Source organism: Porphyromonas catoniae ATCC 51270 (assembly GCF_000565015.1).
In the GTDB taxonomy this organism is placed as follows: Bacteria; Bacteroidota; Bacteroidia; order Bacteroidales; family Porphyromonadaceae; genus Porphyromonas; species Porphyromonas catoniae.
In genome coordinates, this window is record NZ_JDFF01000009.1 from 111,406 (window position 1) to 133,226 (window position 21,821).

General features: G+C 51.4%; 17 protein-coding genes. 13 read left to right on the forward strand and 4 right to left on the reverse strand.

Features of this window, described 5'->3' with window-relative positions:
- Positions 1-8: 8 nt before the first annotated feature.
- Positions 9-2,045, reverse strand: a complete 2,037-nt coding sequence (locus tag HMPREF0636_RS02235) for a transketolase family protein (protein WP_044168217.1) — start codon at positions 2,043-2,045, stop codon at positions 9-11.
- A 517-nt stretch (positions 2,046-2,562) separates the two neighbouring features.
- Here HMPREF0636_RS02235 and leuS point away from each other — a divergent pair.
- From leuS to HMPREF0636_RS02260, 5 genes are all read left to right on the forward strand, one after another.
- Positions 2,563-5,364, forward strand: coding sequence for a leucine--tRNA ligase (gene leuS / locus HMPREF0636_RS02240; protein WP_044168219.1), 2,802 nt, complete (start codon positions 2,563-2,565; stop codon positions 5,362-5,364).
- A gap of 50 nt (positions 5,365-5,414) precedes the next feature.
- On the forward strand, positions 5,415-6,413 hold the full coding sequence (locus tag HMPREF0636_RS02245; RefSeq protein ID WP_005467270.1) for a YitT family protein: 999 nt from the start codon (positions 5,415-5,417) through the stop codon (positions 6,411-6,413).
- A gap of 415 nt (positions 6,414-6,828) precedes the next feature.
- Complete coding sequence (locus HMPREF0636_RS02250; protein WP_044168220.1) at positions 6,829-7,953, forward strand: acyltransferase family protein; 1,125 nt, start codon at positions 6,829-6,831, stop codon at positions 7,951-7,953.
- A 44-nt stretch (positions 7,954-7,997) separates the two neighbouring features.
- Positions 7,998-9,458, forward strand: coding sequence for a sodium:solute symporter (locus tag HMPREF0636_RS02255; protein WP_044168221.1), 1,461 nt, complete (start codon positions 7,998-8,000; stop codon positions 9,456-9,458).
- A gap of 19 nt (positions 9,459-9,477) precedes the next feature.
- Entirely contained in the window at positions 9,478-11,469 is a 1,992-nt protein-coding gene (locus tag HMPREF0636_RS02260) for a TonB-dependent receptor (RefSeq protein WP_044168223.1), read from the forward strand.
- A 127-nt stretch (positions 11,470-11,596) separates the two neighbouring features.
- Here HMPREF0636_RS02260 and HMPREF0636_RS02265 read toward each other — a convergent pair whose 3' ends face one another.
- The 3 genes from HMPREF0636_RS02265 to prfB form a co-directional block, all read right to left on the reverse strand.
- The gene (locus HMPREF0636_RS02265; protein ID WP_044168224.1) at positions 11,597-12,226 is read right to left on the reverse strand and encodes a fumarylacetoacetate hydrolase family protein; all 630 of its coding nucleotides are present in this window, start codon (positions 12,224-12,226) and stop codon (positions 11,597-11,599) included.
- On the reverse strand, positions 12,223-12,906 hold the full coding sequence (locus HMPREF0636_RS02270) for a redox-sensing transcriptional repressor Rex (protein ID WP_044168225.1): 684 nt from the start codon (positions 12,904-12,906) through the stop codon (positions 12,223-12,225). Before HMPREF0636_RS02270 ends, HMPREF0636_RS02265 begins: the two co-directional genes overlap by 4 nt.
- 118 nt (positions 12,907-13,024) lie before the next feature.
- Positions 13,025-14,141, reverse strand: a protein-coding gene (prfB, locus tag HMPREF0636_RS02275) for a peptide chain release factor 2 (protein ID WP_155807271.1) whose coding sequence is annotated in 2 segments (ribosomal slippage) — positions 13,025-14,077 and positions 14,079-14,141 — 1,116 coding nt in all. Because the reading frame shifts where the segments join, the coding sequence is not laid out codon by codon here.
- A gap of 404 nt (positions 14,142-14,545) precedes the next feature.
- On the opposite strand from prfB, the gene HMPREF0636_RS02285 reads away from it, so the two are divergent.
- The 8 genes from HMPREF0636_RS02285 to HMPREF0636_RS02320 all read left to right on the forward strand — a co-directional run bounded on the left by HMPREF0636_RS02285 (position 14,546) and on the right by HMPREF0636_RS02320 (position 21,413).
- A complete protein-coding gene (locus HMPREF0636_RS02285) occupies positions 14,546-14,986 on the forward strand; it encodes a deoxycytidylate deaminase (RefSeq protein WP_005467261.1) in 441 nt (146 codons plus the stop codon).
- 37 nt (positions 14,987-15,023) lie between these two features.
- A complete protein-coding gene (locus HMPREF0636_RS02290) occupies positions 15,024-16,691 on the forward strand; it encodes a S41 family peptidase (RefSeq protein ID WP_052328706.1) in 1,668 nt (555 codons plus the stop codon).
- A complete protein-coding gene (locus HMPREF0636_RS02295) occupies positions 16,667-17,230 on the forward strand; it encodes a 5-formyltetrahydrofolate cyclo-ligase (RefSeq protein WP_044168228.1) in 564 nt (187 codons plus the stop codon). Before HMPREF0636_RS02290 ends, HMPREF0636_RS02295 begins: the two co-directional genes overlap by 25 nt.
- A gap of 7 nt (positions 17,231-17,237) precedes the next feature.
- The gene (folP, locus tag HMPREF0636_RS02300) at positions 17,238-18,143 is read left to right on the forward strand and encodes a dihydropteroate synthase (RefSeq protein WP_044168286.1); all 906 of its coding nucleotides are present in this window, start codon (positions 17,238-17,240) and stop codon (positions 18,141-18,143) included.
- A gap of 20 nt (positions 18,144-18,163) precedes the next feature.
- The gene (cdaA, locus tag HMPREF0636_RS02305; RefSeq protein ID WP_005467256.1) at positions 18,164-18,934 is read left to right on the forward strand and encodes a diadenylate cyclase CdaA; all 771 of its coding nucleotides are present in this window, start codon (positions 18,164-18,166) and stop codon (positions 18,932-18,934) included.
- Between the two features lie 97 nt (positions 18,935-19,031).
- Entirely contained in the window at positions 19,032-19,562 is a 531-nt protein-coding gene (locus HMPREF0636_RS02310; protein WP_044168229.1) for a T9SS type A sorting domain-containing protein, read from the forward strand.
- A gap of 61 nt (positions 19,563-19,623) precedes the next feature.
- A complete protein-coding gene (locus HMPREF0636_RS02315; protein ID WP_044168230.1) occupies positions 19,624-20,253 on the forward strand; it encodes an anthranilate synthase component II in 630 nt (209 codons plus the stop codon).
- Positions 20,254-20,264: 11 nt separating this feature from the next.
- Positions 20,265-21,413: a DNA polymerase III subunit gene (locus tag HMPREF0636_RS02320; protein WP_044168231.1), complete on the forward strand. Its 1,149-nt coding sequence runs from the start codon at positions 20,265-20,267 to the stop codon at positions 21,411-21,413.
- The last annotated feature ends 408 nt before the right edge of the window (positions 21,414-21,821 follow it).

The window sequence follows — 21,821 nt, forward strand, 5'->3', positions numbered from 1 at the left end:
ATGAACTACTACTTACCGAGTAGCTGTTTGACCTGTTGATAGACATTCTCTGCGGTGAAGCCTAACTTCTCATCGAGTACCTTGTATGGGGCAGAGAAACCAAAGGAGTTCATTCCCCAGATAGTACCATTGTCCCCAACGAGACCGAGGAGGTTCACTGGTAGACCTGCCGTGAGACCAAATCGCTTGATTCCCTGAGGGAGCACCTCATCCTGATAGGCCTTGGGCTGACGGCGGAATACCCCTTCGCTGGGTACGGCTACAATCTGTAGCTGGATACCCTCCTTACGAAGGAGCTCGGCTCCCTCTATGAGGGTAGAGACTTCGCTCCCATTAGCGATTAGGACCACCTCGGGATGCTCGTCACGCTGGACGATGTACCCACCACGCTCAGCTTCCTGAGCTGCCTCTCCTCGGGTCTTGCCTTCGGGGGCAGGGAGGTCCTTGATATTCTGACGAGAGAGGATGAGCGCTGATGGGGTATGGACATTCTCCATAGCCATACGCCATGCCACTGTCGTCTCCTCAACGTCGGAGGGGCGAAGTACCAGTAGGCTATTAGCACCACTATGATTCTGTAGCTTCTCCATCAGTCGGATCTGTGCCTCCTGCTCTACGGGCTCATGGGTAGGACCATCCTCGCCCACACGGAAGGCATCATGCGACCATACGAACTTTACGGGTAGCTCCATGAGGGCTGCCATACGCACCGCTGGCTTCATATAGTCAGAGAATACAAAGAACGTCCCGCATGCGGGGATTACACCGCCATGCAGTGCCATACCGATACATAGGCAAGCCATCGTAAGCTCTGCTACACCTGGCTGGAGGAAGGCGCCCCCGAAGTCTCCTCGGGTGAGGGCTCGGGTCTTCTTGAGGAAGCCATCCGTCTTGTCCGAGTTGGATAGGTCGGCTGAGGCTACGACCATATTCTCTACCTGCTGCGCTAGTACGCCTAGGATAGTGGCTGAGGCAGCACGGGTAGCTTGGTCGGGCTTCTGCTCTACCTTAGACCAGTCGATGACAGGGCTTACACCCGAGAACCATCGGTCGAGCTTCTCAGCCCGATCCTTGTTGTCCTGACGCCACAGAGCCTCTTCCTTCTTACGCTCCTCAGCGAGCTGTCGAAGCACGTCAAGGCGAGCCTGATACATAGCCTCTACCTCGGGGAAGATACGGAAGGGGTCGTTGGGGTCACCCCCTAGGTTCTGCACCGTGGCCTCAAACGAAGCCCCAGCAGCCGAGAGTGGCTGTCCGTGGGTGCTCACCTTACCCTCGTAGCTCGTGCCATCAGCACCGACAGCCCCACGAGCCATCGTGGTATGTCCGATGATCAGGGTAGGCTTGCCGACGATAGACTTTGCCTCTGCCAGTGCCTTGCGGATCTCACTTGCTGATGAGCCATCCACCTCTAGCACGTGCCAGCCCCAAGCCTTGTACTTCATCGCTACATCCTCTGTATCGACTTCGTCCACCTTGGTAGAGAGCTGGATGTTGTTTGCATCATAGAACATGATGAGGTTGTCCAGCCCTAGGTGCCCTGCTATGCGCCCTGCACCCTGAGAGATCTCCTCCTGCACACCACCATCAGAGATATAGGCATAGATCGTCTGGCTCATCACCCAGCCTAGTCGCTCGGCGAGGAACTTGGCGGCGATCGCTGCACCCACAGCGAAGGTGTGCCCCTGCCCAAGTGGACCTGAGGTATTCTCTACACCTCTCAGGACATCCACCTCGGGGTGTCCAGGGGTGGGACTGCCCCACTGTCTGAACTGCTGGAGCTCCTGCATCGAGTACTTACCGATGAGTGATAGCTGAGCGTAGAGCATGGGCGACATGTGCCCTGGGTCAAGAAAGAAGCGATCCCTACCCGGCCACTTGGGGTCGTTGGGATCGAAGATAAGGAACTCTGAGAAGAGCACATTGATAAAGTCTGCACCACCCATAGCACCGCCTGGGTGTCCACTCTTGGCACGCTCGACCATCGAAGCAGCTAGGATACGGATGTTATCGGCTGCTCGGGTCATCAGTTGTTCATTGTTCATGAGCTATGATGTTATTTGTTCGCTGTTTTCTGCTGTCTAGGTGAAGGATACTCCTAGATCCTCAGACACTCAAAGATACAACAATTCTAGCTCCCCTACCCCATCCCGTACTATGACGAACACCGAGGCTACTAGCTCATGTCTCAGGTGCTTGATTTCTCATTGGACTCTAGGATAGAATAGCCGCTCTGCATAACCTCAATATATAGTGCACCCCTGCCCCCCTTATGAAATTCTCTAGGAACCCACTCGTGGGTTATCCTTGGTATCCACTCGTGGGTATCCACCGAAACCCACCCGTGGGTAACAAATGGACCCCACGAGTGGGTATGAAAAGCGACCCATGCATGGGTACTTTTCTCCTCCCATGAGCTGAGACCTCCCAAGCACAATACAGATAAAAAGAAAGTGTCCTATTACCCTCCTCATCAAGTAATTTATAGCACTCTAGAGGGAAGCCTATTTTGCAACAAATAACGTACCTTTGCAGCACTAATCGGCTGTTTATAATTACAGAATGGAATATAACTTTAGAGCAATCGAAGCACGCTGGCAAGAGTATTGGCAAGCGAAGAATGTATATCGTGTCACCGAAGACCCTAGTCGCCCTCCGTACTATATCCTAGATATGTTCCCCTATCCCTCTGGGGCAGGGCTACACGTAGGTCACCCTCTAGGCTATATTGCCTCCGATATATTCGCTCGCTACAAGCGACTTCGTGGCTTTAATGTCCTCCATCCTATGGGCTACGATGCCTTTGGACTTCCAGCCGAGCAGTACGCCATACAGACAGGTCAACATCCAGAGATAACGACTCGGGAAAACATCCACCGTTATCGTGAGCAGCTTGACCGCATAGGCTTCAGCTTCGATTGGTCTCGAGAAATCTGTACCTCTGACCCTAAGTACTACCATTGGACACAGTGGGTCTTCATCCGTCTCTTCCATTCTTATTACGACAACACCAGAGATCAAGCTCGTCCGATTGACGAACTTATCCAGCACTTCACGACGAAGGGTACCGAAGGTTTAGATATATCCCAGAGCGAAGAGATCTCCTTCACCGCCGAGGAGTGGAATAAGTGGGATGAGGTAAAGCGTCAAGAGACCCTCATGAACTACCGCCTAGCTTACCTCGGCGAGACGATGGTCAATTGGTGTGAAGCCCTCGGTACAGTACTTGCCAACGACGAGGTAAGTGAAGGCGTAAGCGTACGTGGTGGTCACCCTGTCGTACAGCGCAAGATGAAGCAGTGGTGCCTAAGAGTATCAGCCTATGCAGGTAGGCTACTCAGCAGCCTAGACAACCTAGAATGGAGTGAATCACTCAAGGAGTCTCAGCGCAACTGGATAGGCAAGAGTGAGGGGGCAGAGGTACGCTTCCCCGTACTTGCCAGCAAGGAGCAGAAGGGTATCCACAAGGGTGAACTAACCGTCTTCACCACACGTATAGACACAATATTCGGGGTAACCTTCATGGTGTTAGCCCCCGAGAGCAATTACGTCCCTCTCGTCACTACCCCAGAGCAGAAAGCATCCGTAGAGGAGTACCTCGAGGCAACCAAGCGTAGGACAGAGCGAGACCGCATGGCAGACCGCCGTGTCTCGGGTGTATTCTCTGGCTCCTACGCAGAGAATCCTCTCACAGGAGAGGCCATACCCATCTGGATCAGCGACTACGTACTAGCTGGCTATGGCACTGGAGCAGTGATGGCTGTGCCTGGACATGACTCCCGAGACTTCGCCTTCGCTCGGCACTTTGACTTACCTATTATCCAAGTTGTCCTACCGCATGACGAAGAGCCTACAGACCCCAGCACTTGGACAGAATCTAAGGATAGTAAGGCTGGGACGCTCATCAATTCGGGGCTACTGAACGGACTCTCTGTCTCAGATGCCATCACCAAGATGAAGGATTACCTTGCGCAGCAACAGCTGGGACGAGTACGTACCAATTATCGTCTGCGAGATGCAATCTTCAGCCGTCAGCGCTACTGGGGTGAGCCCTTCCCCATCTACTATGATGAGCAGGGCATTGCTCACACCGTCAACGAAGACGAGCTACCTCTATGCTTGCCCGAAGTTGATAAGTTCCTCCCTACCTCCGATGGACAGCCTCCACTTGGTAGAGCTGAAGGGTGGCACACGAAGGAAGGGTGCCCATACGAGCTGAGTACAATGCCAGGCTTCGCAGGGAGCTCCGCCTACTACCTACGCTACATGGATCCACACAATGACAAGGCTCTTGTGGGACAGGAAAAGAACGCCTATTGGCGTCACGTAGACCTCTATGTCGGAGGAGCGGAGCATGCTACAGGACACCTTATATATAGTCGCTTCTGGAATAAATTCCTCTTCGACCTCGGTATCATCGTTGAGGATGAACCCTTCCGTAAGCTGGTTAATCAAGGTATGATACAGGGACGATCGAACTTCGTCTACCGTATCAAGGACACCAATACCTTCGTCTCCCTCGGACTAAAAGACAGCTATGAGACAACCCCCATCCATGTCGATGTAAACATTGTCTACAACGACCAGCTGGATTTGGAGGCATTCAAGGCTTGGCGTCCTGAATACGGCACGGCAGACTTCATCCTAGAGGACGGGAAGTACATCTGTGGATGGGCAGTCGAAAAGATGAGTAAGTCCATGTACAATGTCGTCAATCCAGACCACATCATAGAGCGCTATGGTGCCGACACACTTCGTCTCTATGAGATGTTCCTTGGACCCATCGAGCAGAGCAAGCCATGGGATACCAATGGCATCGATGGCGTACATCGCTTCCTCAAGAAGCTCTGGTCTCTCTACTACTCCACGGATGAGCTACGTGTCACCAAGACATCTGCCACAAAAGAAGAGCTGAAGAGCCTACACAAGCTCATCAAGAAGGTCACACAAGACGTCGAGCAATTCTCCTTTAATACCTCCGTGGCGGCCTTCATGATCTGTATCAACGAGCTACAAGGGATGAAGACCTCCTCTCATGAGGTACTCCATCCCCTACTGATACTCCTTGCTCCCTTTGCTCCACACATAGCAGAGGAGCTCTGGCATGCATTGGGCGAAGAGGCTTCAATTACCTCCGCTCCTTGGCCTGAGTACAATGAGTCTCACCTCGTAGAGGACAGCATTAAGTACCCTGTCAGCTTCAACGGTAAGACTCGTTTCACCCTAGAGCTCCCCACCACAGCTTCGCGTGAGGAGATCGAGAGGGCTGTACTAGCGAATGATGAAACTCAGCGTTGGCTTGAGGGGAAGAGTCCAAAAAAGGTTATCGTCGTACCAGGACGTATTATCAACATCGTCCTCTAACATAAAGACCTAAACAGCGACACCGCACATACAGTAAACGCACTTATATCATGGCAGAGAAATTCAATCTCATTAGCTTCTTCGCACAGAAGTTCCGTGACCTAGGCAACGAGCTATCTAAGCAAGCTCTCTCTCGGTACTTCTGGCGAGACCTCCTCATCGTATTCCTAGGGATACTCCTCTATACGATTGGGTTCAGTTTCCTCATCTATCCACAGCGAGTCACCACAGGTGGTCTCATGGGGATCTGTAACATCATCACCATCATCACGGGGATCAAGGTCGATATACCCTACAACATAGCGAACATATCGCTCCTTGTAGTGGCATTCATCTTCCTGGATAAGAACTTCTTTCTCAAGACTCTTATCGGTATCGGTATCCTTGCCATCGTTGTACCCATTGCTACCCGAACAGCCATTCCCGATCCTCGCATCGAGGAGATGTGGCACTTGATGATCCTTCGAGATCAACCTCTGCTTGCTCTTATCCTGGGAGCGATGATGTGTGGTCTCGGTCTTGGGATGATCTTCTCGGTGAATGGGAGCTCGGGAGGTACAGACGTTATCGTCGCCCTCATCAGTAAGTACAAGAACATGTCATTCGGGCGAATATTCATCGTTGTGGATGGCTCAATTGTGCTCTTCTCATACATCGCCAATGTCTACCTAGCCGACATCAAAATCGATGCACTTGCAGCCTTCGATAAGCTCGTCATGTCGATTATTGAGGTCGTTCTCCTAGCGATGACAATGGACTGGTACACGAGTAGTAACAAGCAATCGGTACAATTCATGATCTTCAGCACAAAATGCCAAGAGCTCAATGATGCTATCACCTCGCGGCTTCGCCGTGGTTGCACGATGCTGGAAGCCAAGGGAGGCTACACAGGTCTGCCTCAGAAGGTCCTCCTCGTAGTCGTCCGTAAGCAGCACTCTGTCGCCATCTCACGCATCATTGAGGAGATTGACCCAAAAGCCTTCGTATCCCAAGGTGCAGTCAAGGGCGTCTATGGTGAAGGCTTTGAGAGCTTAAAGAAGTTGAAATAAAACCTCACAGCATCAAGCTCACCAAAGAGAAAGTATAAGATTCTCAAGCTATACTTCGGGAAGGGAGTTATCACCCTTCCCGAAGTACTTTCTATTTCCACCCTACCGCCCCTTCTGACTAACGCCCTGCACACTCAAAAAAACATTATACTTTTCTGAAAGAAACATTATACTTTCTCAAAAGAAGTACTAGACTTTTTGAATGGAATCTATGCACTTTCAGATAAATCCCACATAGAGCTATTTGTCACGAATGAAAATAGACCTACTCCCTGGTGAAAAATTCAGTACTTTTGGGGCAATATTTAAATAGGCATCAACAGTTATTCTACGTTTTCCTATCAAAGACGAGGTATATGTACGCCTTCACACTTGGTGCGGAGTAGCCGCAACACCCAACATTAAATATATATATATGGAGCAAAGTACCCCACTAAAGACCGCTCGACAGTCGAACTTTGAGTTACTACGTATTGTAGCGATGTTCTTCGTCTTACTCCTACATGCTAACTGGCTAGCATTTCACTTTCCGACCTCTTCAGAGGTAAGCGTAAGCCCCATCTCTTCTTTCTTAAGGATATGGCTGGAGGCAATAACAATTGTTGCCGTCAATACATTTGTGCTGATCTCAGGGTACTTTGGGATACGCCTGCGAGGAAAAAGTCTCATGAGCCTACTCTTTCAATCAGGATTCTATATCCTTGGCATCTACCTAGTTTTAGTCCTCGCTCTAGACGAGCCAATTTCAATCAAGCGGCTATTATTAAGTTTCTCCCCTCTTGCTCCTACGGGAGGTTGGTTTATCCCTATTTATGTCGGGTTGATGCTCGTCTCTCCAGCATTGAATACCTACGCCGAACAAGTCCCAAAGAAATCACTTGCACGCCTCATTTTATTGGGGGTGGCACTTGAAGCCATATTCGGCTGGGGAGTAAATCATCTACAAGTACAAAATGGATACTCTGTGCTATCGTTTGTTTTATTGTACTTGATTGGAAGGTATCTGAATCGTTATGCAGAGGATTTTAAGCGGTATCAAGGGTCTTTCTACCTAAAACTCTTCCTCATACTTAGCTTTGTGAATGCCCTCGCCTTGTATTTGCTTACAGCTCTGCATCTCTTTGTGCCGAGTATCCCCGCTGACCTAGCAAACAAGGGTATGGTAGCAGGGTTGCTACTAGCCTATTCCTCCCCGATTAACATAGCAGGGGCTGTATGTCTGGTGTTGCTATTCTCTCGGATTAGGATACAGAGTAAGGCCATCAATTGGATTGCCTCCTCAACGCTTGCTGTCTATCTCATTCACTGCAATGAGGGATTAATTAATTGGTATATAAGTACTGTATGGGTGCTAAGTTTCTACCCGATGATACTTTTCCTCATCTATCTACTCCTATTTCTTGTCGCTGTCTTCTTCGGGAGTATCCTGATTGATAAGCTACGTATCGCTTTGTGGCAATATATCGGCTCTCCTATCTACGACAGGCTCAGCATGCTCGTGAAACGTTCCATCCCGAGCATCAGCAAGACAGAAAGCTAACCTTAAGCTATTTACACTCTTGTTGTACCAGATATAACAGAATCATGCCAAGCACCCTAGGGGTACTCCTCACCTTCTTAGCCTACATAATCTTTATTTTCATCATCAGCCAGATGACGAAGCGAACGGATGACAACGCGACGTTCTTCCTCGCTCATCGTGCTACACCGTGGTGGGTTGTAGCAATCGGGATGCTTGGCGATTCGATTTCAGGAGTTACATTCGTCTCTGTACCTGGTGACGTAGTTCACTCGGGTATGAGCTATATGCAACTTGTCTTTGGCTTTTTCCTCGGCTATATCGTCGTAGCCTATGTACTACTCCCCTTATACTATCGACTACGCCTCGTCTCCATATACACATACCTTGAGAAACGATTTGGGCTGTATACCTATCGTACTGGGGCGGTCTTCTTCCTTGTCTCAAAGCTCTTCGGTGCTGCAGCTAAGCTTTATGTGATTACGCTTATCCTACAAGAGCTTGTCTTTGCTCCCCTAGGAGTACCCTACTCATTAACGGTTGTGGGGGTCGTTGGGATTATCTGGCTCTACACCCAGCGAGGTGGGATGGGAACAATCATCTGGACGGATGTCCTACAGACGCTATGCCTCATTACCACACTTGTACTCATCATCTACCAGCTCTCCTCTCAGCTTGGATTAGGTTTCTCAGGCATGATTGATGTAGTCAGACACTCTGAGCATAATCGGATCTTCGTCTTTGACGATTGGGGTAGCCCACTCAACTTCTGGAAACAGCTCATCAGTGGAGCCTTCATCGTAATCGTTATGACGGGGCTGGATCAAAACATGATGCAGAAGAACCTCACCTGTCGAAACCTACGAGAGGCAAGGAGAAACATGCTTAGCTATGGATTTGGATTTATCCCCTTGAACTTCCTTTTTCTCACCCTCGGTATCCTGCTCGTTTACTATGCAGGAGCAAAAGGTATCGCCCTACCTGAGAAGACGGATAGTATCCTCCCTTACCTTGCCTCTAGCCACCTTGGCTCCTGGGTACTCATTTGCTTCACATTAGGTATTACAGCAGCCTCATTCTCCAATGCAGACTCTGCCCTCACTAGCCTTACAACCTCTGTATGCACAGATCTCTTAGGGATGGATATGAAGGGAGGCAAGAGTGAGAAAGATCTACGGCACTGGATACACCTAGGTATTTGTATCGCCTTTGCTCTGATGGTACTTATCATAGGGAGCTTGCAGCAGACCTCTCTTCTGAAGACAATCTATACCGCAGTGTCTTATACCTACGGGCCACTACTCGGTTTCTTTGCTTTTGGGCTTATCACCAAGTATCCGATTCATGATCGTCTTACCCCCTATATAGCCCTAGCGTCTCCCCTAGTGAGCTATCTGCTAGCCTATATGCTGGAGCTAACCCTCGGCTACAAAGTAGGCTATGAAATACTTCTTTTCAATGGACTCTTCACCTTCTCCGCTCTTTGGCTAATCAGACAGAGAGATGGGAAGAAGGTGTTTGTTTAATCCCTTAATTTATTTTCTAATGACGCAATCTCAATTGCAACAAGCAGCTACGCTTCGCTTCCGACGAATGACACGGAAGAGCTATGCTGCTTTCAACACGCTGCACCGAGTGGTGACAATCGGCACACTGTCTAGCCTTGCGCTCTTCTGTGCTTATGCAAGTACAGCTAGCGCACAAAATGTCGTAAGCAACGACCCACAGACAACGGAGCCAGAGAAGGAACATGAGCTCGAGCAAGTGACTGTCACAGCCTCTAAGCTCGCCACTCCACTCAATCAAGCAGCCAAGCTCATTACCGTTATCTCGGCAAAGGACATTGCCTCTGCGCCGATACGCTCCCTACAAGACCTACTCGTCTATGTAGCAGGCGTAGACGTAGCACAGCGAGGAGGCCACGGAGTGCAAGCAGACATCTCTATCCGTGGTGGCTCACAAGACCAAACCATGGTCCTACTGAACGGCATTAACCTGAATAGCTCCCAGGCAGGACACCTTAGCTTCGACATCCCCATCAATCTTTCGGACATAGAGCGTATTGAGATCCTTCGAGGTCCATCTGCGCTTATCTATGGCATCGGAGCCTTCTCTGGGGGGATAAACATCATCACTCGCCACGACACACACGACCGACTCTATGCCTCCATCACAGCAGGTATGCATCGCCTACGCGGTGTAGAGCTACGTGGATCAAGCCGCTTGGGCAATACCATCAACTCCATCTCAGCAAGCAGCCGCTCCAGTGCAGGATATACGGACAACACCGATTACCAGATTAACAATGCTCTGTGGCAGACACGCCTCGAGCTGGGTGAGGTGAATAAGATTGACCTGCAAGCAGGCTACAACGAGAAGCAGTTCGGAGCAAATAAGTTCTACACAGCCAAGTTCCCTCTCCAGTACGAATATACCCGTCGCTACCTCGCCTCTATCCGTGGTGAGGTAGGCTCAAAGACCCTTCGCCTCATACCTGCACTCTATTGGGATCGTGCCTTTGACCAGTTTGATCTCACCAAGGGATCAGATATAGGCAGAAACTATCATCGCACGGATAACTATGGTGTAAACCTCGCCGCTAGCTACCTCTCTGCTCTAGGGATGACTACACTCGCAGGGGATGTACGCCGTGAGGATGTAGTCAGTAGCAAGCTTGGCTATCTACGCTCAAGGCCAGAGGGACATTACACACGCTGGGATAGCCGTACGAATCTTAGCCTTAGCCTGGAGCACACGCTACACGTATCAGACTTCACACTCTCCGCTGGTGCGATGCTCAACCATACCAGCCTACTGAAGGACGTCTATAAGCTCCTTCCCTCCATTAGCCTCACCTATCATCCTACCGAGGCTTGGAGCTTCTCTGCGGGGTGGAGTAAGTCCATGCGCACCCCGACCTTTGTTGATCTCTGGTACACCACAGAGACACATAACGCCAGCGGACAGCTACAGCCTGAGTATTCGCAGTCCTATGAAATCTCTGCACGCTATCATACTCCTATCCTCCAGGCTCACTTGGCTGGGTTTAAGACCGCAGGGAAGAATCTGATCGACTGGGTGAAGCACAATCCCACAGATAAGTGGTCCTCTTGGAATCACTCCAAGATAGATAACTACGGCATCGAGGCTGGGGTAACCTTCTGCTATGGTGCTTACCTTCCCGTCCTTGGGTCACAGAGCAAGCTCCAGCTAGACTACCTCTACATCCATCAGGAGCATAGCTCAGAGAAGCTCATCTCACTATATTCACTGAATTACCTTAGGCACAAGCTCACCGCTCGTCTTACCTATAGCATTGGTAGTCGACTGGAAGGTAGCTGGGACTTCCGGTACCAAGACCGTGTCAGTCAAACCTCACCTTTCGCTACGCTTGATGGGAAGTTAGATTACCTCTTCAGTGAACGGGTGCGTGTCGGCATACAGGCAAATAACATCACGGACACTCGCTACTATGACTTTGCCAGCGTCATACAACCGGGGTTCTGGCTCTCGGCAGGCATCACATGCCGCCTCTAGCTGATGCCTATCAGACAGTAAGCTAAACAGAGCAAACCGATAACGACCAAGGCGGTAGACACCTCGTGTATCTACCGCCTTGGTCATTATCATTTATACCCTTTCCTTGGAGGTCTATTAGAGCTAGCTACTTAATGGACAGCTGGAGCACTCTACGCTCCCCGATATATCCCTCTAGGAACTGACCTATCTGAATCGGCCCTACCCCACTCGGTGTCCCCGTGAAGATTAAATCACCCATACGGAGTGTCTGATAGCGACTCACTGAGGCAATGAGTTTATCGATGCTGTGGATCATCTCGGAGGAATTGCTCTGCTGTCTCGTCACACCATCCACATCCAGCCGAAAGGGGATCGGCTGCTCAGGGTAAGATAGCTCCTCCTTTGAGAGCCAAGAGCCCACGACCGCAGAGCCATCAAAGACCTTCGCCATAAGCCATGGATGCCCCTGTGCAATAGCCCTACGCTGTATATCTCGGGCCGTGAAGTCTATACCCAAGGTAATATCGTTGTAGTAGCGATGGGCGAACCGCTCGGCAATCTGCTTGCCCACCCTACTAATCTGAACTACTAGCTCAGCCTCGTACTCAATAGTAGAGCCCATATCGGGAAGGAAGAATGGGGTATTAGGGCGAAGTAGAGCATCCCCCTTATGGAAGAAAATAGGCTCATCTCCCTCATGCCCCGAGAGGAAGCCACGCTCAGAGGCCTCCTCCCTATGTGGACGATAGTTATATCCTACACCGATAATCTTCATGGCTCATCATGGTAGAGCCCAGAGCCCTCCTGCGCTGCCTTCATACGAGTAAACATGAGCGCAAGGTGTGCATACATAGAGGTATTCTGCACGACCACATTTGCAGGGGTTTGGATACGGAAAGGGGTAAAGTTCCAGAGCGCACGGATGCCTGCCCTCACGAGCCTATCGGTCATCAGCTGAGCTTGTAGTACGGGTACGGTGAGCACAGCTATCTGTACTTGCTCCGATCGTATACGAGAGGCTAGCTCATCAATATGATATACGGGGATGCCTGCGACCTCTGTGCCTATGACCTCCTCTGCTACATCAAATCCAGCTAGTACCTCTAGCCCAAACTGACGTAAGCCCTTATCAGCTAGCAATCCCGATCCAAGGCTACCCACCCCGATGAGGAATGCACGGTGCTGTGTCCTAAAGCCCAAGAACTCCTCTAAGTAGTCTATAAGTGCCTCGGTCTCATAGCCCACACGTGTCCGCCCCTGTAGCTGTACGTAGGATAGATCCTTGGCCACGAGAGCCGAGTCCACGCCTACCCCCTGAGCGATACGGGTAGAGGATACGTATTCGTGCCCCTCGTTCCTGAGGAGCTGTACGAAGGATAGGTACCAAGGCAGGCGACGCAACGTCGGCTCAGGGATGGTGAACGTCCTAGCTCTTGTTTCTTTCTTTGTGCTCATTTCGGTTTGTCCTATGAGTGTCTGTGCATAGTGGTTGGGATGCGATTATTCTTTCAGCTCGAGGGCTACAGAGTCTGCAATCGGAGAGCTAACTAGCTCTCCTCTGTGCACTAACAGTCTATACCTCTCCCTTAGCATGCTCCATCAAGTAGGCTTTGATGAAACCATCCAGATCGCCATCCATGACGGCTGTAACATCCGAGGTCTGATAGCCTGTGCGGTGATCCTTAACGCGCCTATCGTCGAAGACGTAGCTACGTATCTGCGCTCCCCACTCGATCTTCTTCTTACCTGCCTCTACGGCAACCTGCGCCTTACGCCTACGCTCTAGCTCCTTGTCATAGAGCTGGGATCGGAGTAGACGGAGAGCGTTCTCTCGGTTGTCGGTCTGTGACCGAGTCTCGGTGTTCTCGATGATGATCTCTTCCTCCACACCACTATCAGGATCGGTATATCGGTAGCGAAGACGTACCCCCGTCTCCACCTTGTTTACATTCTGGCCCCCAGCACCGCTGGATCGGAAGGTATCCCAACTCATCAGGGCAGGGTTCACCTCGACCTCGATCGTGTCATCTACGAGGGGGACAACGAAAACCGATGCAAAGCTCGTCATCCGCTTCCCCTGAGCATTGTAGGGTGATATACGTACGAGGCGATGCACCCCCGTCTCACTCTTGAGGAAGCCATAGGCCTGCTCTCCCTCGACCTGCATGGTCATGGTTTTGATACCAGCCTCATCACCGTCTTGCCAGTTCGTGACAGTGGTCTTGTAGCCCTTTTTATCGCACCATCGGGCGTACATCCGTGCAAGCATCGAAGCCCAATCTTGGCTCTCTGTCCCCCCTGCACCAGCATTGATCTTCAGCACAGCCCCTAGGTTATCCTCCTCCGAGCGGAGCATGTTCTTCAGCTCCACCTCTTCAAAGAGATCAATAGCGAGCTGATAAGCTGCATCAACCTCTGCCTCGGTGATAATCTCTTCCTTGTAATAGTCCACAGCGAGAGAGACCTCCTCTGTCAGTCGATCAATCTCGTCATAGAAATTAAGCCACTTACGTAGGTCCTTGACCTTACGCATCTGCTTCTCTGCCTGCTCCCGATCTTCCCAGAGGGAGGGGTCAGCAGTACGGAGCTCTTCCTCCTCTAGTTGTAGCCGTCGTGCATCGACGTCAAAGATACCTCCTCAGCGCACACTTGCGCTCCAGCAGGGCATTGAGCTGGTCTGTCGTTATCATCTATTTGTGATGTATTGTAATGGAAAGTGATTATCCTCCGAAGGTACAAAGAATCATACACATAGTCGCTAGCCCCACGTGGCTCGTGCCTTCGCATAGCTCATCACCTTACCTCCAAACCCACGAGTACACTCCTCTGCAAACCCACGAGTGAGGTCCAAGAGAAACCCTTGCATGGGTTTAGCCAGAGACCCTTGCATGGGTCTTAGGGGACATCCTTGCATGGGTTTCCTCCCAATCCCTACAAGCATCTAAACACAAGGGGAATACCCGCATGACAGCGAGATCTACACTTAGCTCCCCTATAGGATAAACATTCCTCCTAAGGTAACCCACGTATAGTGACAAAGCCTTATCTTTGTCTCTGTGTAGCGATGTCTAATGTAGTACAATCAAGCAAAAGAATGACGACTATTGAGGAGAAACAACGAGCACTCGACAAGCGGTATCTCCGCATGGCTCGCATCTGGGCTGAGAACTCCTATTGCGAGCGTAGGAAGGTAGGTGCCCTCATCGTCAAAGACAAGAGCATCATCTCTGATGGATATAATGGCACACCCGTAGGCTTTGAGAACGTCTGCGAAGACGAGGATGGGCTGACCAAGCGCTATGTCCTGCACGCCGAGGCCAACGCTATCACCAAGCTCGCCAGCAGCACCAATAACAGCTCTGGGGCAACTGTCTACGTGACCGATGCCCCATGCATTGAGTGTGCTAAGCTCATTATCCAGAGCCACATCGTCCGTGTCGTCTACAGCCTTGAGTACCGCCTCGCAGAGGGCATCGAACTCCTACGCCGTGCAGGCATCACCGTGGACTATATCCCACTAGAGGAGGGCGAATAACCCTCTCCCTCCATCCCCTACCCACGAAACATAGTCTATGCAATCAAACTCTACTCATCCTACAACACCCTCTCCCACGAGCGGTACCAACCACCGCAAGGGGCGTTTCCTCCGTACCCTGACCTACATCGCAGTCTTCTGTATCATCTTCCTCCTAGGGGTCTTCACCTCCGTGTACTTCGGCATAGGGAGGCGCAGAGGAAGTTCAGGGAAGCTCGAACAGATCTTCTCCCTCATTGATCGCTTCTACGTTGATTCGGTCAATCTGGATAGTCTAGAGGAGCAATCCATCCCCTACGTCTTATCACAGCTCGACCCACACTCTGTCTACCTCAACGCTGAGCTAAATAGGCAGGAGACCGAGGGACTAGAGGGATCATTCGCTGGGATCGGTGTACAGTTCAACACCCTACTCGATACAGTCGTCGTCGTACGGGTCATAGAGGGAGGGCCTAGCGAGCGTGCGGGGCTTCAGCCAGGAGACCGCATACTCCGTGCCGACACCACTTCCCTGGTCCGAGACTCTATCTCTTCAGACGATGTGATGAAGGCGCTTAAAGGCCCTGAGGATACAGTCGTACGTCTACTCATCCAACGAGGCAAGAAAACCTTTGAGAGCTCAGTCGTGCGTGGACTCGTCCCCGTGGCTACGATTGATGCCGCCTACATGATACAGCCACACGTACTCTATGTGCGTCTCAACAAGTGGGGAGCACAGACCCCACTAGAGTTCCAGCAAGCCTATGCGGAGCATGCCTCCCAGGGTGTAGAGCGTGTCCTCATTGACCTAAGAGATAATGGAGGGGGCTACCTACAAGCTGCAACATCACTCGTCAGCGAGTTCCTCGGTGCAGGTGATCTACTCGTCTACAACCAAGGAGCACATTACCCTCGTGAAGACTTCAAGAGCCCTCGTGATGGCAGGTTACGCAAGCTCCCCATCACCGTGCTAGTTAATGAGAATAGTGCTAGTGCAAGCGAGATCTTCGCAGGAGCTATCCAAGACCTTGATCGTGCACTCATCGTAGGTCGTCGTACCTTCGGTAAGGGACTTGTACAGGTACCCTTTGATCTACCTGACAGCTCCGTAGTGCGTCTGACCGTAGCACGCTACTATACCCCATCAGGCAGAAGTATACAAAAGAGCTACGCCAAAGGGCTTGAAGCCTACATCGAGGACATCGAGGATCGTTACCTCCATGGAGAGCTATTCTCCGCCGACAGCATCTCCCAGCCCGATACGACCAAGTACTACACCCGTATGGGGCGCGTAGTCTATGGCGGTGGTGGTATCACCCCTGATATATTCGTTCCTCGAGACAGTACAGGGATAAACAGCTATTACCTTCGCTTACTCCGCTCGGGTACAATCCAACGGTTCGCCTTTAGCTATGCAGACATGAACCGTAGTCGCCTCACAGGCTTTGCCTCTCCCAAGGCTCTCTCCGACTACCTCTGGAGCATAGGGGATCAGCTCGTCTACAGCTATGCCTCCTATGCCCAAGGGCAAGGTGTACCTCAACGTCCAGGCATGCTACAGGAGTCCTTATCAATCCTAAAGCGTGACCTCGTAGCCCTCGTTGCGGATATGCTCGGAGGTGAACGTAACCTCTACTACCGCATCCGTAATGAGCGTGACCCCGAGGTGCAGCGAGCCCTACAGTGCTTGACAACAAACGAATGGAAGCCCACCAAGAGCAGGTAAGGAAGATAAAACATGAACTACGCCAGAGGCTACGTACCCTAGGGCGTACGACCATCACCGACCTAGATCGAGAGCGGTGGAGTACCTCCATCATGGAGCAACTCTGCCGTCATCCTCTCTGGCTCTCCGCCCAGCATATTGGGCTCTATGCTGCACTACCTGACGAGCCCAACCTCCGTCCACTCCTGGAGGAGTCCACAACAGAGAAGTCTCTTTACCTTCCTCGTGTACTCGGGGCTGAGGCTATGGAGTTCTTTCCCTTCATCTCTTGGGAGCATCTCAAGCAAACAGGGAGCTTTGGACTCTATGAGCCACAAGGGACAGAGCCTATCTCCCCTCAGGTACTTGACCTCATCGTAGTACCAGCCCTAGCCTACGATTGTGAGGGCTATCGCCTCGGTCGTGGTAAGGGATACTATGACAGATACCTTGCTCGAACTAAAGCCAAGCGTATAGGCGTTAGCTTCGGATTACAGCGAGATATTACCCTTCCACATGCCTCTTGGGATATCCCAATGGATGCAGTACTCTACCCCTAGGATTATCATGCCATACAATCAGCGACTGACACTAAACCTCTCAGGCAAGCTCCTCTCTCTGGAGCACCCAGTCGTCATGGGGATCATCAACGTCACCCCAGACTCTTTCTATCCCGACAGCCGTGTATCGGGGGAGGAGGCTCTAAGGACTCGTGTCGAAGAGCTCGTACGAGAGGGAGCAGCGATTGCCGATGTCGGGGCATACAGCTCACGACCTGGAGCAGAGGAGGTCAGCAGCGAGGAGGAGAGAAGACGCCTCACCCCCATCCTTCGCCTCCTGCGGGATGAATACCCCGAGCTCCCCGTATCCGTTGATACCTTCCGTGCTGAGGTTGCCCGCTTCGCTGTAGAGGAGTATGGTGCTACAATCATCAATGACATCTCTGGAGGAGGCTTGGACGAGGATATGTACCGCACCATAGCAGACCTCCAGGTAGCCTATATACTCATGCACATGAGGGGCAACCCAAAGACGATGGGTGAGATGACTGACTACAAGGATGTCACCCTTGAGGTGCTTGACTACTTCATCCAGCGTATAGGTCAACTCCGAGAGCTCGGTGTACATGACATCATCCTAGACCCTGGCTTTGGCTTCAGCAAGACCTTGGAGCAGAACTACGAGCTACTAGAGCGTCTCGGCGAGATTCATGCTACCCTATCAGAGCCCCTTCTCGTAGGGGTGTCACGCAAGAGCATGATCTATCGCCTCCTCGACTCATCACCCTCTGACGCCCTCAATGGCACAACAGCACTGAATGCCTTTGCCCTAGAGCGTGGTGCCAAAATCCTGAGGGTACACGACGTAGCCCCAGCCATGGAGGCAATCAAGCTATACGAGGCTATGCAACCCTATCAGCGTAGGGACGAAGCCATACACTATACCTATCATAGGCAGGATCCCGCCAATTAAACTCAGCAAAGACAACAAAAATGCTCTGGTGGCTTCAAATATCGATTAAGGACATCATCGACATACTACTACTAGCCGTATGTCTGTACTATACCTACGTCACGCTCCGTTACTCGGGTAGCCGTTCCCTCTTCATGGGGATCGTGACATTCATTATCCTCTGGCTCCTGATTTCACAAGTGCTACAGATGCGCCTGATGGGTGCGTTGCTGGACAAGTTTGTGAACATAGGCTTCCTCCTACTCGTCATTATCTTCCAGGACGAAGTACGGAAGATACTCGTCACGATTGGCTCAGCACAGCGATGGAGGAAGATAAGAGGCCTCTTCCGTGACCGAGGGGAGCAAGCTCGGGTAGAGGCAGCCTATGTAGCCCCCGTAGTCTTGGCATGTATGAACATGGCGCGCAAGAAGACTGGAGCACTCATTGCTGTACAGGGGAACATGGATCTTACCCCATATCAGCATGCAGGAGAGCGGTTCCTCGCCTCAGTGAATGCCCGTCTCATCGAAGCTATTTTCTTTAAGAATAGTCCCCTACATGACGGGGCAATGATCATCGCAGGGGAGAAGATATGTGCAGCAGGATGTATCCTACCCGTCGCAAGCAACCCTGACTTGAATAAGGACCTAGGTCTACGGCACCGCTCCGCCCTAGGGCTATCACAGAAGACCGATGCAAAGGTCATCATCGTCAGCGAGGAGCGTGGTACAATCTCCCTAGCCTATCGTGGTGAGATCATCGTAGACATCACGGCAGACGAGCTCCGCGAACTCCTATCAGCAGAATAGTAGACTTCATTAAACCCTTCATTCCTCTCCTCTCTAAAGAAGAAAGTCACCCCTCATCACTCCTCACACTCAGCAGACCCCTGGTCTCGTTCCCTATATGCGGCATCGTCTCCCCTATCTCCTACTCATCTCACTCCTGACAGTCTTTGCACTCTCTAGTCTCAGCCTAGCACAAGAGGGTCGCCTTCCTCTTGGCTTTCGTAAGATTATCCAAGGCGATAGTGTCTGTCCTCTACCCTCATTCAGTAGCCGTGTCGCCAACACACGTCTCTCGATGCGTCACTTCGTTGCCCCAGACCATGGTACCGTAACGCTCATCAACGGAGGGAGCTACCTCATCTCTGGAGGCTCTGTTGTAGGTGGGATTTATTACAAGGCAGGGAGCGAAGGAAATGTACTGAAGCGACAAGACGAAGTGCTAACCACCAGCACAACAATCTGGCTCACAGCTGACCAACTACGTATGCCATCACCTGTGACCCAGCTTGACATCATGGACATCACAGGGCGTAAGGTAATCACAGCACGAAACAGCCGAGAGGTCAAGCTCACCCTCCCCTCAGGTGTCTACCTCATCCGAGCTATATTCCCAACAGAGACCCTTGTCTGTCGACTTACGATTCGCTAGGTCGCTTGCTTCTGCCTCCAGACATAAGCTCTAGAAGCAATCTGTCCTACCTCTTACGCACATGATACGCTTACTCGTAGTAGACAATCATGACTCCTTCGTCTTCAATGTTGTTCAGCTCCTCCGTGAGCACCCACGAGTGAGCTATACCCTCATCTCTGAGGACGAACTAAAAGGAGATGAAATGCTCTGCCATGATGCTCTACTGCTCTCTCCTGGTCCAGGTCTCCCCCACGAGTTTCCCCGAATGATGAAGCTCATCCAAGCTGGTATCGGGCAGTATCCTATGCTGGGTATATGTCTCGGGCATCAAGCTCTTGCCCTCAGCTTTGGGGCTAAGCTACGACAGCTCCCTCACCCTCTGCACGGGCATGCAGCAGAGTTAACCCACATAGATACACAAGACCCTGTTGTGGGTCAGCTCCCAGAGCGAAGTATCGTGGGGCGTTACCATAGTTGGGTAGTAGATGAAGATAGCCTCCCAGAGGAGTTGCTACCCACAGCCCACACACATGCAGCTGATCACACCCGGTACGAGCTGATGGCTCTCCGTCACAAGACGCTCCCCATCTATGGCGTACAGTTCCACCCCGAGAGTATGATCACCGAGCATGGCAAGCTCTACATTGATGGCTTCATCAACGCCGTAGAGCGACACCTTCACCAGAGTAATCAGTCCTCCACGACATAACAAGGTATCGCATGTACTTCCACGACATCATCGGACATGAGGCCCTCAAGGCAGAGCTCATCTCGTCAGTGCAGATGGGGATTATACACCACGCACAGCTCTTCGTCGGGCGAGACGGAGAGGGAGCTCTAGGGCTTGCCTATGCCTATGCCCGTTATCTCAACTGCACACAGCGAGGAGAGACCGATGCCTGTGGACACTGCCCTTCGTGCAAGCGCTACGACACCTTCGCAGAGCAAGACCTATTCCACCTATTCCCTATCGTGAATGCCTCTGGCAAGAACCTAGCCGAAGACACCCTCCCTGAATGGCGATCATTCTTGGCACAAGGGCCCTACGTTCGCTATGACGAGTGGCTCTCCCTCCTTGGTGGAGACGGGAAAAAAGCCTCGATCTTTGCCCGAGAGGGCGAAGCACTCCAGCAGAGTCTAAGCTATCAGATGGCAGGTACAGGTTATCGCATCGTGCTCATTTGGTTACCAGAGAAGATGCAGGAGGCTCTAGGCAATAAGCTCCTCAAGCTCGTAGAGGAGCCACCTGCTCGTACCATCATCCTCATGGTAACGATGGAGGAAGAGGCTGTGCTGGGTACGCTGAGGAGTAGGATGCAGACCCTACGCCTTCAGCCACTTGCCCCACAAGTTATTGAGGAAGCACTTCACCACATACCCCAAGGGACGGACGGTGTAGAGGCGACACTAGCTGCCCATCTGAGCGAAGGGAACTATCGGGTAGCTCTTGATAGCTACCTAGGGCGAAGCGAAGAGCACCTTAGCCAAGAGCGTTACCTACAACGTATCCTACGTGCCACGGTAAATGCTCAGCCAACCGAGATGAAGCTCCTAGCTGAAGAGTTAGCTACGACCAGCCGAGATGAGCAACTAGCACTCATCACTTATCTTGCACGTATGTTCCGAGAGTTCTATCTCTTCAACCTTGACCTACCGAAACTGAACTACTTAACGAGCAAAGAGACCAGTATAGCGAGCTATTTACGGAGCTGTATCACGGGACAAAACGTCCGAGTGGTAGAGAGCGAACTCGATCTAGCACGTCGGCACATCGCACAGAACGTAAACAGCAAGATGGTCTTCTTTGACCTCCTTCTTCGCCTCACCTCTGCGCTCGCCCCCAGCTATCGCCAGCAAGGGATACGCTGACCTCACAGCTCCTTCCACCTCTCTGCACTCAACCAATCAACCAACCAGCACAGAGGGGCTCATTAGCGAGTTACCATAACTCGCTTTAACGACTTACCATAACTCGTCTTGATGAGTTACCATAACTCTTATAAACGAGTTACCACAACTCGCTGTAACGACTTATGGTAACTCGTTTTCACCTTCTTCAGAAATCCCATAAACAACTAACTAACAGGAGGATACAAACCACTCGAAGAAGGCGTATTTTCTTTCCCTCTAAACGAACTTTTCAGGACTCCTTGGTTTTGCTTTGACAAATACGCTTGACGTAATCCATGGACGAATGATACTGCGCAGCCTCACCTTCTGAGGTATGGGCAGGCAAGGCTACCCAAGGGAGCTATCTCTCCTTATCTTAGCCTAAAT